The sequence below is a fragment of the Arthrobacter sp. ASL1 genome, assembly GCF_056680475.1.
On record NZ_CM155284.1, the window covers coordinates 2580107 to 2595400 of the forward strand.

The 15294-nt window shown below is 70.0% G+C and carries 17 protein-coding genes; 7 read left to right on the top strand and 10 right to left on the bottom strand.

Features of this window, described 5'->3' with window-relative positions; all coding sequences use genetic code 11:
* Window positions 1-65: 65 nt before the first annotated feature.
* A complete protein-coding gene (gene cycA / locus AC1MEQ_RS12230; protein ID WP_479791070.1) occupies window positions 66-1541 on the bottom strand; it encodes a D-serine/D-alanine/glycine transporter in 1476 nt (491 codons plus the stop codon).
* Window positions 1542-1740: 199 nt separating this feature from the next.
* On the opposite strand from cycA, the gene AC1MEQ_RS12235 reads away from it, so the two are divergent.
* Window positions 1741-2586 carry an HpcH/HpaI aldolase/citrate lyase family protein gene (locus AC1MEQ_RS12235; protein WP_479791071.1) on the top strand — a complete coding sequence of 282 codons (846 nt, stop codon included), beginning with the start codon at window positions 1741-1743 and terminating at the stop codon, window positions 2584-2586.
* Between the two features lie 6 nt (window positions 2587-2592).
* Here the strand turns inward: AC1MEQ_RS12235 and AC1MEQ_RS12240 are convergent, their stop codons facing one another.
* From AC1MEQ_RS12240 to rraA, 4 genes are all read right to left on the bottom strand, one after another.
* Window positions 2593-3156, bottom strand: a complete 564-nt coding sequence (locus AC1MEQ_RS12240) for a copper resistance CopC family protein (protein WP_479791072.1) — start codon at window positions 3154-3156, stop codon at window positions 2593-2595.
* A gap of 28 nt (window positions 3157-3184) precedes the next feature.
* Window positions 3185-3925: a YcnI family copper-binding membrane protein gene (locus AC1MEQ_RS12245; protein WP_479791073.1), complete on the bottom strand. Its 741-nt coding sequence runs from the start codon at window positions 3923-3925 to the stop codon at window positions 3185-3187.
* Window positions 3926-4029: 104 nt separating this feature from the next.
* Window positions 4030-4671, bottom strand: a complete 642-nt coding sequence (locus AC1MEQ_RS12250) for a hypothetical protein (RefSeq protein WP_479791074.1) — start codon at window positions 4669-4671, stop codon at window positions 4030-4032.
* Between the two features lie 103 nt (window positions 4672-4774).
* A complete protein-coding gene (gene rraA, locus AC1MEQ_RS12255; RefSeq protein WP_479791075.1) occupies window positions 4775-5239 on the bottom strand; it encodes a ribonuclease E activity regulator RraA in 465 nt (154 codons plus the stop codon).
* 72 nt (window positions 5240-5311) lie between these two features.
* Here rraA and AC1MEQ_RS12260 point away from each other — a divergent pair, with 72 nt between their 5' ends.
* Together AC1MEQ_RS12260 and AC1MEQ_RS12265 are read left to right on the top strand one after the other, a co-directional pair.
* Entirely contained in the window at window positions 5312-6586 is a 1275-nt protein-coding gene (locus AC1MEQ_RS12260; protein WP_479791076.1) for an MFS transporter, read from the top strand.
* Window positions 6583-7260, top strand: a complete 678-nt coding sequence (locus AC1MEQ_RS12265) for a FadR/GntR family transcriptional regulator (protein WP_479791077.1) — start codon at window positions 6583-6585, stop codon at window positions 7258-7260. Before AC1MEQ_RS12260 ends, AC1MEQ_RS12265 begins: the two co-directional genes overlap by 4 nt.
* Before the next feature lie 6 nt (window positions 7261-7266).
* Here AC1MEQ_RS12265 and AC1MEQ_RS12270 read toward each other — a convergent pair whose 3' ends face one another.
* Genes AC1MEQ_RS12270 through uriH form a run of 4 tightly spaced genes read right to left on the bottom strand, consistent with a single transcriptional unit; the run spans window position 7267 to window position 11578 of the window.
* On the bottom strand, window positions 7267-8121 hold the full coding sequence (locus tag AC1MEQ_RS12270) for a fumarylacetoacetate hydrolase family protein (protein WP_479791078.1): 855 nt from the start codon (window positions 8119-8121) through the stop codon (window positions 7267-7269).
* A 42-nt stretch (window positions 8122-8163) separates the two neighbouring features.
* Window positions 8164-9162 (bottom strand): ribokinase, encoded by a 999-nt coding sequence (locus AC1MEQ_RS12275; RefSeq protein WP_479791079.1) that lies wholly within the window; start codon window positions 9160-9162, stop codon window positions 8164-8166.
* Window positions 9159-10583, bottom strand: a complete 1425-nt coding sequence (uriT, locus tag AC1MEQ_RS12280; RefSeq protein WP_479791080.1) for a uridine transporter UriT — start codon at window positions 10581-10583, stop codon at window positions 9159-9161. The genes AC1MEQ_RS12275 and uriT overlap by 4 nt, the downstream gene beginning before the upstream one ends.
* Window positions 10580-11578 (bottom strand): uridine-preferring nucleoside hydrolase UriH, encoded by a 999-nt coding sequence (uriH, locus tag AC1MEQ_RS12285; RefSeq protein WP_479791081.1) that lies wholly within the window; start codon window positions 11576-11578, stop codon window positions 10580-10582. The genes uriT and uriH overlap by 4 nt, the downstream gene beginning before the upstream one ends.
* Before the next feature lie 176 nt (window positions 11579-11754).
* Between uriH and AC1MEQ_RS12290 the strand changes: the two genes are divergently transcribed.
* Together AC1MEQ_RS12290 and AC1MEQ_RS12295 are read left to right on the top strand one after the other, a co-directional pair.
* Window positions 11755-12807, top strand: coding sequence for a LacI family DNA-binding transcriptional regulator (locus AC1MEQ_RS12290; protein WP_479791082.1), 1053 nt, complete (start codon window positions 11755-11757; stop codon window positions 12805-12807).
* 57 nt (window positions 12808-12864) lie between these two features.
* Window positions 12865-13845 carry a prenyltransferase/squalene oxidase repeat-containing protein gene (locus AC1MEQ_RS12295; RefSeq protein WP_479791083.1) on the top strand — a complete coding sequence of 327 codons (981 nt, stop codon included), beginning with the start codon at window positions 12865-12867 and terminating at the stop codon, window positions 13843-13845.
* Here AC1MEQ_RS12295 and AC1MEQ_RS12300 read toward each other — a convergent pair.
* Window positions 13842-14030 carry a hypothetical protein gene (locus AC1MEQ_RS12300; RefSeq protein ID WP_479791084.1) on the bottom strand — a complete coding sequence of 63 codons (189 nt, stop codon included), beginning with the start codon at window positions 14028-14030 and terminating at the stop codon, window positions 13842-13844. The genes AC1MEQ_RS12295 and AC1MEQ_RS12300 overlap by 4 nt on opposite strands.
* Before the next feature lie 149 nt (window positions 14031-14179).
* On the opposite strand from AC1MEQ_RS12300, the gene AC1MEQ_RS12305 reads away from it, so the two are divergent.
* Both AC1MEQ_RS12305 and AC1MEQ_RS12310 read left to right on the top strand, forming a co-directional pair.
* A complete protein-coding gene (locus AC1MEQ_RS12305) occupies window positions 14180-14572 on the top strand; it encodes a hypothetical protein (RefSeq protein ID WP_479791085.1) in 393 nt (130 codons plus the stop codon).
* A gap of 75 nt (window positions 14573-14647) precedes the next feature.
* The gene (locus tag AC1MEQ_RS12310) at window positions 14648-15292 is read left to right on the top strand and encodes a TetR/AcrR family transcriptional regulator (RefSeq protein ID WP_479791086.1); all 645 of its coding nucleotides are present in this window, start codon (window positions 14648-14650) and stop codon (window positions 15290-15292) included.
* Window positions 15293-15294: the final 2 nt, after the last annotated feature.

A 15294-nucleotide genomic window follows, 5' to 3' on the forward strand; every position in this document is an offset into this window, starting at 1 on the left:
GACGACGGAGGGCGGGTTCCAACTGGAACCCGCCCTCCGTCGTCGTACCCAGGAAGACCCGGAGGTCAGGCGTCGATGCGGGCGCGGCGCTCCTCGTGCTCGCGGGCGACCTTCGCGTTGTGCTCGGCGCGGATGCGCACGTGCAGCGGGTTGCGCCGGATCACCAGGTAGCCGATGGCCAGGGCCGCGAACCAGAGCGGGGTGAACAGCAGCGCCTGCAGGGTATCGGGCTGGGTGGTCAGCGCCCAGAGGATGAAGGCGAAGAACGCCATCACCACGTAGGGCATGAACGTGCCACCGGGCATCTTGAACTTGCTCTCCTCGTGCAGGTGCGGCCGACGACGGCGGTAGACGACGTAGCTGAGCAGGATGATCGTCCAGACGAACATGAAGCACAACGCGGAGATCGTGGTGACCAGGGTGAACGCCTCGGCCACCGAGCCCTCCGCATACAGCAGCACGACGCCGGCGAGCAGGAACATGCACGAGAACAACAGGGCGTTCTTGGGGACCTTGCGGCTGGACAGGCGGCCGAAGGCCTTCGGCGCGTCACCCTCGCGCGAGAGGCCGTAGACCATGCGCGAGGTCGAGTAGATGCCCGAGTTGGCGCTGGAGGTCGCGGAGGTCAGCACCACGAAGTTCACCACGCCGGCAGCGCCAACCAGTCCGGCCAGGGCGAACATGCCCACGAACGGGGATTCGTTGGCGGTGTAACCGGTCCACGGGCGGACGGCCATGAGGATGATCAGGGCGCCCACGTAGAAGAGCAGCACGCGGATCGGGATCGAGTTCACCGCGCGCGGCAGGTTCTTCTCGGGGTCCTTGGTCTCGGCGGCGGCGGTGCCGACCAGCTCGATGCCCACGAACGCGAAGACGGCGATCTGGAATCCGGCGACGAAGCCCATGAAGCCGGTCGGGAACATGCCGCCGTGCTCCCACAGGTTGGAGAAGGAGGCGCGGGCGCCCTCGGATTCGAAGCCCATGATGATCATGACGAGGCCGACGACGATGAGCGCCAGGATGGCCACGATCTTGATCAGTGCGAACCAGAACTCGGTCTCGCCGAAGGCCTTCACCGTGGGCAGGTTCAGCCCGAGCAGGATGAGGATGCAGGCAATGGCAGGAATCCACAGCGGCAGCTCCGGCCACCAGAACGCGACGTAGTGGGCGATCGCCACGACGTCGGCGATGCCGGTGACGACCCAGCAGAACCAGTAGGTCCAGCCGGTGAAGAACGCGGCCCAGGGCCCGAGGATGTCGCCGGCGAAGTCGCCGAAGTTCTTGTAGGTCAGGTTGCTCAGCAGCAGCTCGCCCATGGCACGCATGACGAAGAAGAGCATGAAGCCGATGACCATGTAGACGAAGATGACCGACGGGCCGGCCGCGGAGATGGTCTTGCCGGAGCCCATGAACAGGCCGGTGCCGATGGCGCCGCCGATCGCGATGAGCTGGATGTGCCGGTTGGAGAGGGCGCGTTCGAGCTTCGGCTCGTCTGGCCGGTTGCCGGGGGTACCGGACTCGGCCTGGGTGTGTGTGGACATGGGTGCTTCCTTGTTTTCGAACATGATGGTGCCACCGTGGGGTGGGGGGCGGCCTGTGATCAGCGATACACCGCAGGTTCACTGTAGCGGGAAGTGCGGCCGTCGTATCAACTGGGGATGGGCCGGGGAGGCACAGCGGCCGGGGTGATCGGCGTCCCGGCGGTGGAACGCCGGGCTGTGGACTCGGTAATGTGGAGGCATGTCCCTTCGTAACCGCCGCGCCGCGTCCCTGCCTGCCAAACTCTCCCGCTCCTGGCTGCTGGTCAACGCCTCGAAGCCCGAGGCCTACGCGGCGGCGCTGGCATCGGAAGCGGATTCGGTCATCTTCGACATGGAGGCGGCGGTTCCGGACGCCCAGAAGGCCGCCGCCCGGGCTGCAGTGGTCGAGGCGTTGAACTCCGGCATGACCGCCTGGGTTCGCGTCAACGGCATCGAAACGGACTTCTGGGCCGACGATCTGGCCGCCCTATCCAAGACCAAGGGCCTGCGGGGGGTCATGTTGGCCATGACGGAGAAGCCCGAACAGGTGACCTATACGGCCATGCGCCTGCAGGCCGGCACCCCGGTGCTCGCCTTGATCGAGTCGGCTGTGGGCATCGAGAACGCCACCGCGATCGCGTCCGCGCCCGGCACGTTCCGCTTGGCGTTCGGCACCAACGACTTCCGCAAGGACACCGGCGTCTCGGAGGACCCGCTGGCGCTGGCCTACGCCCGCGGCAAGCTCGTGGTCGCCTCCCGCGTCGGCCAGCTTCCCGGTGCCATCGACGGCCCGGCCGCGGCGGCGGCCGCCTCCGCGGACGTGCATGCCGGCTGCCGGGTCACCGCGTCGATGGGCATGACCGGGAAGCTGAGCCTCTCGCCCTCCCAGGTGGAGGACATCAACCAGGGGCTCTCGCCCAGCACGGACGAGCTGTCCTGGGCCCACGAACTGCTCGAGGCCCACGCGGCAGGTGCAGCCGTGGGTGACGGCTCCTACCTGCCGCGTCTGGCCCGCGCCCAGAAGATCGCGGATCTCGCCGACTCCTACGGCCTCTGGAACGCCTGATCCGGTTCAGTCGGTGCCGAGGCGCCGCCACGCGATGGCGGCTCCTGCACCGATGAGGATCAGCACTGCCACGCCGACGGGGATGACCCACGGCGGAAGACCCGGCGTGGCATCTTGGTGTTCCGCGGGAGCCGAGGCCTCAGCGGAGGGGGTGGCGGCTCCGGGTGCCGCGCCGGTCCGGGTGGTGAAGGTGAACTTCCCCTGGATGGGGTGCCCGTCGGAGGAGACGACCCGCCACTGCACGGTATAGGTGCCGGGCGGAGTGCCCGACTGGACACCCTGGTTGACAACACGGTTCGTGACCTTGGCCGGGCCCTGTGCCCAGTTGTTGCCGTCGGCGTCGACGATGCGGATCTCCGACCCCATGGCAATGGGGATGTTGTCGTAGGTCAGTCCGATCTTCTGCGGCATTTTCTGGAGGATCGTGCCCGCGGCCGGGTCGGTGGACACGAGCGTGTCATGCGCGCTGGCGGCGCCGATCGGAATCAGGAGCGCCAGCAGGACGGCAGCCAGGACGGCACCGGCGCGGGAGGTGGTGGGCCGGCGGCGCCGGCTGGAGTGGTGGTTCATGGGGTTCGCTTTCGAGGGGTGCCGGTGGCTAGTTCTTGCGGTTTCCGAACGTCCTGACCAGGGCGAACGCGCCAACGAGCAGGCCGACCACACCGATCCACAGCCCGGCCATACCGACGCCGTTGCCCGTGGCGCCGGTATCGGCAGGGGCCGCAGTAGCCGGCGATGACGACGCCGCGGACCCGCCGTGCGGGTCGTCGACTGCAGCGGGGGTCGTGGTGAACGACGGGGCGGGGTGCTCCGCCTCCTGCCCGTCGGTCGTGGCAGGGTCGTCCCACTTCACGACCGAGCCGTCGGTGTAGTGCTGGACGGCGGGCAGGACCACGTCCGTCCCCGCCGCCGGAAGCGTGCCCAGGGAGACGGTGAAGGTCTGGAACTGGTCCGGCCCGATCTGGTGGGCCTTGTCGGCGGTCCACGTGATGGAGGTCGCGGCCTCGGTGACCGTTGTTCCGTGCACCTGGACGGGCGTGTCGAGCTTGCCCTGGTTCACCCTCACGGTCCAGCCTTCCACCGGCTGGACGCTGACCGAGGTGAAGGGGATGTCCTCGGGCAGCGACACGGTGAGCTTGTCGGTCTTCGCGCTGTCTGATTCGTTGGGCACGCTGAAGGTGGCGTGGGCGTAGGCGCCTTCGTTGGTTTTGTTCGGGCTCACCGTCACGTGGGCCGAGGCCATGCCGGTGCCGAGGACCATCATCGCGAGGGTGGCCCCGGCGGCCGCCGTGGTGGTGAGCACGCGGTGGCGTACAGGGGTGGTGTTGTTCGTCGTCAAGAGTCGTTCCTTTGCACGGGCCGCGCACGGCGCGGCCAAGGTGTGGTGGTTCGGGAACCGGAGGGAGGGGCCCACCGGTGGGAATGTCCCGGGCCGCCCCTGTGTCAGGAAACGGCGGGTACCGGGAAGCGGAACGACGGCGGTCCCCGCAGACGGTCCGCACGGGCGGGGCACCGGGCCCGCAACACGGGCAAGGAGTGCATGGCCTGCAGGCGTGGAGCCGGTGCGGCGACGACTTCGGTTCGGGGGAGGGAGGCCAGTGGTCGCAGCCAGGCCACGAGCAGCCAGAGGGCGTCCTCGCCTCGGGAGAGCGCGAGCGCGGTGAGCACGATGGCCAGCAGATGGGCCGCCAGCATGGGCGGGCCCCAACCGGTGGCGTGGAGGTCGGGGAGGGCGGCGGACCCGTCGCCCGCGGCGCACGAGGCCACCACTGTCTGGGCGTGGTGGGCGTTTCCCCCGGCGCCGTGGGCGGACCCTCCGGTGCATGTCGAACTGGCGCCGAACCACGCGAACGCCTGGTGCAGCGACCATTGGCCCAGCCCGAGGAGCGGGACCAACGTCCGCATTCCCATCCGGTGACCGGCCAGCAACACGATGGGCACGTTGACCAGCGCGGCGAGTAGGACCAGCACAGGCAGGCCAGGCAGGGGTGCTCCACCGAGGACGTGTGCGCCGGCAGCCAGGGACAGCACGGTCGTGGTCACAGCGGCGGAACGCCACAGGCGCAAGGGGGCCGGGGTGCCCATGGGATCCCCTTTCGCCGTCGGATTGCAGGTGCAGCCCCCACCAAATTATCGAATCCCACCCACCGGAAACGAATCGGGGCCCGCCAGGTTTTGGCGGCCCGGATCAAGCCTCGACGAGGATCCCGTCCTCATCACTGTGGAGCATGGCCCCGGGACGGAAGGTCACTCCACCGAAGTCCAGGACGGCGTCGAGCTCCCCGGCCCCGTCCTTGGCCGACTTGCGCGGGTTGGACCCCAGCGCCTTCACACCGAGGTCGAGCCCGGCCACCTCGACACGGTCGCGGATGACTCCGTTGATGACGACGCCGGCCCAGCCGTTGGCCACGGCGGCGGCGGCGATCATGTCGCCCATGAGGGCGGACTCGAGGGAACCTGCACCGTCGACCACCAGGACGGCGCCGTCGCCGGGGCCGTTGAGGATCTGCTTGACCATCCCGTTGTCCCGGTGGCACCGGATGGTGCGGATCCGGCCGCGGAACCGCGGGCGGCCACCGAGGTTCTGCAGTTGCAGCGACACCGACTGCAGGGTCTCGTCGGCGTCGTACAGGTCGCAGGTGGTGAACGTCATGACATCAGCTTACGGGTGAAGATTGGTCACACAATGCGTCCTCCGAAACATCAGACGTCTAATGTTTGACGTATGCCCGCACCATCACCCTCCCCCGTCACGCCCGTCGCCGGTCCCGGCACCGATCCGGTGGGCGCCCCGGCCCCGCGCACCCGATTCGTCGTCGTGTTGGGTGTTGTCGCCGTCGTGCTGGTGGGGCTGAACCTGCGTGCCGGCATTGCCAGCGCCGCGGCACTCTTCCACGACCTGCAGGCCGTGCTGGGATACGGCCCGTTCGTGGCCGCGGTGCTGCCGTCGATCCCGACGCTGACCTTCGCCTTCGCCGGTGCGGCCACCGCGTGGCTGGTGCGCCGGATCGGGGTGGAGCGCACCATCCTGCTGGCCCTGGTGATCCTCGCGGCCGGCCTGGCGGTCCGGGCGATCCCCTCGGTGGGGATGCTGCTGGCGGGGACGGTCGCCGGCATGTGCGGCATCGCGTTGTGCAACGTGGCCATGCCCTCGTTCATCCGCGAGCACTACGCGCACCGGACCTCGTTGCTGACCGGAACCTACACGATCACCATGTCCGTCGGGGCCACGGCTGCCTCCGCCCTCGGCGTGCCGCTGGCCCTCCAGCTCGATTCCCCGACCCTGGGGTTGGCCGCATGGTCCCTGCTGGCAGCGGTCTCCGCCCTGATCTTCATCCCGCTGGCCATCGGCGGCCGCCCACGCGAACTGGCCACCACGGGCCCCAGCCTCTCGCCGCTGCAGGTGTTGCGCACCCGCAAGGGGCTGTTGATCACCGGCCTGTTCACCGTCCAGGCGCTGCTGGCCTATTCCCTGATCAGCTGGCTGCCGGTCATCCTGATCTCCCGCGGCATGGATCCGGCCTTCGCCGGCTTGCTGCTGGCCGGCATGCAACTGGTGACCGTCCCGTTCACGCTCATCCTGCTGCCGCTGTCCACCCGCCCCCACGGCCTGCGCCGGGCATTCATGCTGTGTTGCCTGACGGTGATGACCGGGCTGGTGGGCCTGGCGTTGCTTCCGCCATCGCTGTCCATGCTGGCGGTCCTCTTCCTGGGGCTGGGCATCTCGGTGTTCCCGCTGGTGCTGGTGGTGATCAGCCGCAGCGGCAACAACGCCGCGGAGACGACGGCGATCTCCACGGTGGCGCAATCGGTGGGTTACCTCGTGGCCACCGTGGGCCCGTTCGGCATGGGGCTGCTGCATGGGCTGACCGGCGCCTGGGGCTTGCCCCTATGGCTGTTGTTCGCCGTCGCCGTCGCACAAATGGTGCTGTGCCTGGCCCTGACGACCGAACGCCCGAAGCGACCGGCCCGGCCGCGGGCCCGGCGGGTGGACGCATGAGCACGGTCATCCGCACCCCGCTGGCGCAGGAGGTCACCGAGGCGCTGCGCGCCGCCATCGCCAGCGGCGAATGGCCGGTTGGGGAGCGCATCCCCGCCGAACCGGCGCTGGTGGAACGGTTCTCGGTCTCCCGTGGGACCCTGCGGGAGGCCGTCAAGGCCCTGGCCCACGCGGGCATGCTCGAAGTGCGCCGCGGGGACGGCACCTACGTGCGCACCCGGAGCGAGATCCAGGGCGCCGTCCGACAGGCCTACGACCGCCACACCGACGACGATGTCCTGCAGGTGCGCTTTGCCCTGGACGCCCAGGCGGCGCGTCTGGCGGCCACCGCCGCCGGCGGCCCGGCCGTCCGGGAGCTTGACGCTGTCCTCGCCGAACGCCGCCGGGCCTGGGAGGCGCAGGACATCCAGGCGTGGATCGCCGCGGACTGGCAGTTCCACCTCGGCGTCGCCCGGGCCTCCGGCAACGCGCTGTTGGCGGAACTCTATGCCAGTTTCGGCGACGTGTTCCATGGCACGAAAATGGCCCAGCGCCTGCACGCCGGATTCGACGGCTGCCGGACCGCCGGCCACGAAGAGGTCGTGGAGGCGATCGCCGCCGGTGACGCCGAAGCCGCCGCCCGCAGCACCACGGTGAACCTGACGTACTGCCTGTCCTTCACCGCCGGCGGCTGAAACGCGCTAGACGATCTCGTTGCGCTGGGCGCCCAGGCCGTCGATCTCGGTTTCCAGGACATCGCCGGCGGTCAACCAGGGATGCCGGCCGGCCTCGTTGCGCCGGCCCAGCGCGACGCCGGCGGGGGTGCCGGTCAGGATGAGGTCCCCGGGCACGAGCGTGATCATGGTCGAGAGGTAGGCGACCAGCGTCGCCGGCCCGAACACCAGATCGGACGTCGAGTCCTCCTGGACCACCTCGCCGTTGACCTTCGTGCGGATCCTCGCCCCGGCGGGGAACCCGTCGGCGGAGACCAGGAACGGGCCCACCGGGGTCGAGGCCTCCCAGGCCTTGCCCTGCATCCATTCGGTGGTCCGGCCCTGCCAGCCGCGCATCGACACATCGTTGGAGACGGCGTACCCGGCGATGTGGTCTGCGGCGTCCTCCTCGGCGATGCGCCGCCCGGCCGTGCCGATGACGATGGCCAGTTCGCCCTCCCAGTCCAGCCGGTGGTCCTCCTGCGGCACGGCGATGTCATCGGCCGCGCCGGTGAGCGAGCGGGCGAATTTCGTGAAGACCGTCGGGTAGGCGGGTAGTTCCTGACCGGTCTCGAGGATGTGGTTGCGGTAGTTCAACCCGATGCAGAAGACCTTCTCGGGGGCCGGAACCAGCGTGCCGAAGGCGGCATCGGCCACGGGCACGACGGCGGAGGGGTCCCGGGACGCGGAGGCGGCCTCCACCGCAGCGGCACGGGTGGCGTCGTCGGCTGCCAGGAAGGCCCCGACGTCGGGGAACCCCGCGAGCTCGTGGGCGGAGTCCCCCAGGACGACAGCGGCGAACGTCTGTGCGGCACCGGGCCGGCGAATGGTGGCAAGTTTCATGCCACCATCCCACCACATGCCCGGCATCGGGACGTCGGGGCGTTACGCGGGATTCGACACCCGGGCGGTCTCCACCTCGGCGGCCGTCGGATAGGCGGCCTGCGTGCCCTTCTTCGTCGCCGCCAGCGCGGCGGCGACGGAGGCGAAAGCCGCCGCGCCGGCCAGCTGGTCACCGGAGGCCAACCGGGTGGCGAGGGCGCCGGTGAAGGCATCGCCCGCTCCGGTGGTGTCCACCGCAACCACCCGCGTGGGTGCGATCCGGGTGAAGGGGGCATCGGCGTCGTGCGTTCGATCGAGCACGACGGAACCGTGCGCGCCCAGGGTGACGACGACGCGGTCCACCCCCCGTTCCGCGAAGCGCGTGGAGACCGGTTCCCAGGCGGCCGCCGGAGCCCCGGGGCCGGGGATGTCGGCGCCGTCGAGGAATTGCGAGGCCTCGTGCGCGTTGACCAGCAGCACCGATGTGGCCTGCGCCAGGTCCGGGGTGATGGGGGCGTAGGGGGAGAGGTTCAGGACGACCGTGGCACCGGCGTCGTGCCCGGCACGTGCGGCCGCCAGCACCGTCTCCGGGGCGACCTCCAGGCACAGGCAGAGGACCGAGGCACCGGCGAACAGGTGCGCGGCGTCCTCCACGTCGGCAGGCGTGAGGGTGCCGTTGGCCCCGGCGGAGATGACGATGCTGTTCTCGCCGGTGGCGTCCACGGTGACGACGGCGACGCCGGTCTCCACCCCGTCGGCGGTGCGCACGGCGGAGACGTCGACCCCGGCCGCGGTGCAGGAATCGCGCAGCATGGCGCCGTTCGCATCGTCCCCGACGGCACCGAGCAGCGCCACGTCGGCGCCGAGCCGGCCGGCGGCGACGGCCTGGTTGGCGCTCTTGCCCCCGGGGTTCACGCCGAACCCGGAGCCCTGCAGGGTCTCGCCGGGGCCGGGGAGGCGCTGCGTGTAGATCGTCAGGTCCGCGTTCAGCGAGCCGACGACGACGATGCGCCCGCCTGCTGCCTTCTCCGGGGCGGCCCCGGGCGGAGGTGTGGCGTTCATGCGGTGACCTCCGCTTCGAGGGGCTTCGGGATGAGCAGCGAGGCGGCCAGGGCCGCGAGGGTGATGACCAGGCCGGTGACGATGACCGCCAGGTAGGAGCCGTGCGCGCCGAGGGATGCGGTGCCGACCTGCACGGCGGGCAGGACCAGGAAGCTCAGTCCGGCGCCGAGGTTGAAGGCCCCGGCGTTCATGCCCGGCAGGAAGCCGGGGTTGCCCGCGGGGGAGAGGACGACGCCGAGCCCGTTGAGCATGATGTTCGCGGTGCCGGCATACATGATGCCCAGCAGCGCGGTGCCGACGACCATCAGGGGCAGGCTGTCCAGCCCGAGGAACAGGATGAGCAGCAGGGCCACGACGGATCCGATCATGCCGATGCGCAGCACCCGGGTGTAGCCCATCACGGGGGCGAGCCGGCCGCTGACCGGGCCGAAGATCCACCCGAGCAGCGCGTAGGGGGTGAGGATGAGCAGTGCGGTCTCGGTCGGGCCGATGCCGAAGCCAGGATCCGCTGCCTGCACGTAGGCGGGCACGATCCCGTTGATGACGGCGAAGATGCCCGTCATGGTCAGCACCGTGGTCAGCAGCGGCGCCCAGGTCGAGCGCTGGCGCAGGTGCACGATCTCGACCATCGGCTGCCTGGTGCGCTTTTCGGTGGCCCAGAACGCGGCGAATGCGGCGATCGCCACGACCAGCAGGACCAGCGAGAGCACCAGGGCGGACGTGGAGTAGGAGCCGACCAGCCCGGCCGCCTCGTTCAGGGCGGTCAACAGCGCGCCGACGGCGATGACGATGCAGAACACGCCGCGCCAGTCCATCGTGGTGCCGGCCTGCGGCTTGGTTTCGCTGGTCTTCCACCAGACCGCGGCGGCGGCCAGCACCGACAGGACGACCATGAACCAGAAGATGCTGCGGAACCCGAAGTTCTCCGCCATGTACCCGCCGAGGAACGAGTCGACGCCGGCTACCCCGCCGTTGACGGCGAGGATCAGCCCCATCATGGTGCCGTAGCGGCGCTGGTCGGTCACTGCGGAGCGCAACATGATCAGGCACATCGGCACGGTGGGGCCGGAAATGCCCTGGATGATCCGGCCGACGAACAGCCAGCCGATGTTCGGGGCCAACGCGGCGACCACGGAGCCGACGGCGGTGAGCACGAGCATGATCACCAGGATGCGCTTGCGCCCCACGATGTCGCTCAGCCGTGGCAGGAACAGCGAGAACAGTGCGGCCGTGGTGAAGAACCAGGTCTGCGACAGTCCGATGGCCGCCTGGTCGGTGTGCAGTTCCTCGCCCATCGTGACCAGGGCGGGGCTGAGCATGGAGGCGTTGAGCTGGAAGGCGATGCAGGCGGCCAACAGGGCGAACAGCAGGGTGCCCGTTCCGCCCGTGGTGGCGGTTCGGCGCGTGGAGGTGGTGCTCATCGGGCGGCCACCTGTCCTGCGCCGGCCAGCTCGACCTCGCCGATACGCTCCAGGGCGTCGGTGACCAGGTCCCAGAAGCGGGCGTGGTCCAGCTCGACGGCGACCGAGGTGTGGCAGTCCGCCGGGGCGGGGGCGCGGAAATCGGCGACCGTCATGCCCAAGGTCAGCTTTCCGGCCAGCTCGATGTCGACGGGCACCTTGCGGGTGGTGACGATGGTCGGGTCGATGATGTAGGCGACGGCGCAGGGGTCGTGCACCGGGGGGTGGTCGAAGCCCTGGGCGTCCTTGTAGGTTGCCTTGAAGAAGTCCATCAGCTCGCGCACGAACCGAGCCGGACCGGTGCCCACCGCTTCGATCTGGGCGACGACCTCGTCGGTGGCCAGGGCCTGGTGGGTCAGGTCCAGCCCGACCATGACCACGGGCCAGGGCTCGTTGAAGACGATGTGGGCGGCCTCGGGGTCGATGATGATGTTGAATTCGGCCACGGCGCTCCAGTTGCCCACGTGGTAGCCGCCGCCCATCAGCACGACCTCGCGGACGCGTTCGACGATGCGCGGTTCCTTGCGGGCGGCCATCGCGATGTTGGTCAACCCGCCGGTGGGGACCAGGGTGACGGTCCCGGGCTCATGCGCCATGACGGTCTCGATGATCAGGTCCACCGCGTGGCGGGGGTCCAGCTCGATGGCGGGCTCCGGCTGGGCGGGTCCGTCCAAGCCGGATTCGCCATGGATGTCCGGGGCGTTCTCGATGGTGCGCACCAGCGGCCGGTCGCAGCCGGCGGCGAACGGGACGCCCGTCATCCCGGCGATCGTGCCGACCGCGAGGGCGTTCTGGGTGACCTTGGCCAGCGTCTGGTTGCCGACCACGGTGGTGACCGCCAGCAGCTCGATGTCCGGGTTGCCGTGTGCCAGCAGGATGGCCACGGCGTCGTCGTGCCCGGGGTCGCAGTCGAGGATGATCTTGCGGGGTCCGTCGGTCGCGGGGTGTGCGCCCATGTTTTTCTCCACGTCATTGGGGTCGCCGGAAGGGTCCCGGCGGGTCAGGGGGTTCAGGAAGATTCTGCACCTCCCCGGCCGCTGACGTCAAGCGCTTAACGTCACAGTGCACGACGCCGGCATCAAGCGCTTGATCCCGCGACCCGCCACGGGCGCGGACTCGCTAGGATAAGACGATGGAATCCGCCGACGCTCCAGCCAGCCCGCCGCCTGCCGCGGCGTCGGCACCACGCCGCGTCACCGCCGCGCTGGTCGCCGAGCGGGCCGGGGTCTCCACGGCCACCGTCTCCCTGGTGGCCAACGGCAAATCCGCGGGCCGGGTCTCCACCGCCAACGAGGAACGCGTCCGCGCGGCCATCCAGGAGCTGGGCTACGTCGTGGACGGCATCGGCTCCTCGCTCTCCCGCGGGGTCAGCTCCACGGTCATCCTGGTCGCCCCGGACATCTCGAACCCGTTCTTCGCCCGCGTGATCGCCGGTGTGCGGTCGGCGCTCGGTGCCGACTACCAGCTGCTGCTCTCCGTCACCGACGCCGGCCAGTTCCCCAGCGCCGGGGAAACCCGCAAACTGCTCTCGCTGCGGCCGGCCGGGCTGCTGGTCGATGCCCCCGACGAGGCCTTCCTCCAGGAACTCTCCGCCCCCGGCCCGGTGGTCCTGCTCGACGCACCGGGCGTGGGCGCCGGACTGGCCGCCGTGGACCTGGACGTCGCCGGAGGGGCCCGCGAACTGGCGGCCCACCTGGCAGCCCGGGGGCATCGCCGCATCGCCTACGTCGACGGCATCACCGGCACGGAGACCTTCGCGCTCCGGCGGACGGCCTTCCTCGAGGAGGCCGCGGCCCGCGGCATGGAGGTCCCCCCGGAGGGGCGGGTGGCCACGACCATCGACGTGGGTGTGGCGGCCGCCCAATTCGCGGCCTCCTGGCCCGCATGGCAACGGGCCGGGATCACCGCCGTCGTCTGCGCCACCGACACCCATGCGTACGGGATCCTGCAGGAGGCCCGGGTGGCCGGCCTGCGGATCCCCGAGGAGCTGGCCGTCGCCGGGTTCGACGACCTGCCCTATTCGCAGACCAGCAACCCCGCACTGACCAGCGTGCACCTTCCCGCCGGGGAGCTGGGGCGGCGTGCGGCCGGACAACTGCGCGGCCTCATGGACGGCCTGCCGTTGGATGAGCCGCGACTGACCCTGGCGACGTCGCTCATGGTGCGCGGTTCGACGGCCCCCTGACACGACGTCGAGCCCGGGGTATTCCCCGCCGGTCCGGCGCGTGCTAGCGTCCGCTCCGTGGAACGCGAAATCCTCGAATGGACGGCAGACTCGGACCCATCGCTGCGGTGGCAGGTGGAACGCGACCTGATGGGCGCCCCGGACAGCCAATGGCAGAAGACGCGCGCCCGCGTCGCCACGGAAGGCTTCGGCGCCCGCCTGCTGGCACAGCAGGATCCCGACGGCCAATGGGCCGGTGGAGCCTACTTCCCCAGCAACTTCGACGACAGCTGGCCGGAGGCCCGGGAGGGTGGCGGGCAGCCGTGGACGGCGACGACCTGGAGCCTGAACGCCCTGCGCGAGTTCGGCCTGGATCCCCGCGAACTGTCGGAAACTGCAGAACTCCTCGCGGCGCATTCACGGTGGGAATACGAGGGCCTGCCCTATTGGGGCGGTGAGGTCGATTGCTGCATCAACTCGTGGACGCTCTCGAACGGGCTATGGCTCGGAGCCGACGTCGACGGCCTCGTGGACTGGTTCCTGGAGCACCGGCTGCCCGACGGCGGCTGGAACTGCGAGTGGGTGAACGGATCCACCCGCTCATCGTTCCACTCGACCCTGAATTCACTGGAAGGCCTGTTGGACTACCAGCTGGTGACCGGCGACGCCGACCGTGTGCGGGAGGCCCGGCGCGGGGCGGAGGAGTACCTGCTGGTCCGCCGCCTGTGCCGACGGCTCTCCACCGGGGACGACGTCGCTCCGTGGACCGGGCACTTCGCCTACCCGTTCCGCTGGATATACAGCGTGCTCCACGCCGCCAACTATTTCCGTGCGGCCTCCCTTGCGGACGGAACGCCTCCCGACCCTCGTCTGGCGGAGGCGATCGACCGGATCCGCGATGCCCGGCAGCCCGACGGCACCTGGCTCCAGGAACGGCGCCACCCGGGCACCGTGTGGTTCGAGGTCGACGTCGAGGTGGGGGAACCCTCCAAGTGGCTCACCTTCCACGCGCTGAGGGTGCTCGAGTGGTGGGATGCCGCTGCCGTGCGTCCCGCCTAGAAGACGACGAAGAGCAGCACCACCACGACCGAAACCGCGGTCACCAACCCGACCACCAGGGGCAGGAGACGCTGGGGTCCGGCCTGCGGATCGAACGGTTCCCTGGATGCCGGGGTGACCGGGTTGCCGCCGAGCAGCGGCTGCTGGTCGGCCGGGGGGACCCGGCGTCCATCGTGGTCCTGCATGGCGCGCTCCTTGCCTCGGGGTGTGGCGCCGAGCCTACCTCGGACCGCCGCCGGGCGGAGACGGTGCGCCGGTGCTTGTGCGCCGCCGAGCACCGCGCGTAGCGTGGCGGCAACAACGTCGTAGACACCAAATCAAAGGGGAATCCATCATGGCGATCGTTCTTTCCGCCGTCCGCCTGTTCTTTACCATCGTGGTGGTCTGCTCCCTGGTGGCCTTGGGCATGGTGGTCTTCGGGCACGCCGGAATGGCACTGCACCACGACGACATGAACCGATGGTCCGGTCTGGCGGGCATGCTGCTGGTCGGATCGGCTGCTCCCGCCGCCGCGGGGCTGGCTTCCCCGAGGTGGGTCCTGGCCAACCCGCTCGCGCTGGGCCTGGCCGTGGTTCCGCTCGTCGCTCTGCTGCTCATCCAATTGTCGGATGTCATCGACCCGGCCGCACAGGTATGGGCGCTGATCGGCGCCGTCGGCGCTGCCCTGGCCGTGCTGTCCCTGCCGGCAGCGGGCTTTGCCGTCCGACGCCAGCGGCACCCCGCCTAAACCAGTCCGGCGGAAGGCGCGGACCGGTGACCTAGGACCCTTGACTTTACTAAACGCGTGTTTATCATCTTAAACATGCGTTCAATGGAAGCGGATGTGACCACCCGGGCAAGGATCCGCGATGCCGCCATCACGTTGTTCGGACAGCAGGGATTTGCCGCCAGCACCGTGCGCGACATCGCCACCGATGCCGGGGTCAGCCCGGGTCTGGTCATCCACCATTTCGGCAGCAAGGCCGGGCTGCGCACCGCCTGCGATGCCCAGGTGCTCGACAATGCACGCATCAGCGCGGAATCCAGCAACGATCCGGCGCTGTTGCGTGACCTGCTCACCGAATACCTGGCCCAACCCGGCGAATACGCCCGCGAACTGGCCTACATCCGCCAGTCCGTCATCGACGACTCCGCCGCCGGGGACGCGTTCTTCGACGCCTATGTCCGCCTGACCGAGCAGATCCTGGCCGAGGGCGTCCGTGCCGGCACGATGCGCCAGGTCGAGGATCCGCTGGCCACCGCCACCTGGATGGTCGCCAACTCCCTGGGCCTGCTGGTGCTCGGCCGCCACGTCGCGCGGAGCCTGGGCCAGGAGGAGTTCGGCACCGGGACCATCAACCGCATCGCCGGCCCCGCCGTCGAGCTCTACACCCACCCGCTCTACACGGACGATTCGTTCCTGCAGGCCACGCGCGACGTGGTCTCCGCCGCCGAAGCCGAGGAGTAGCG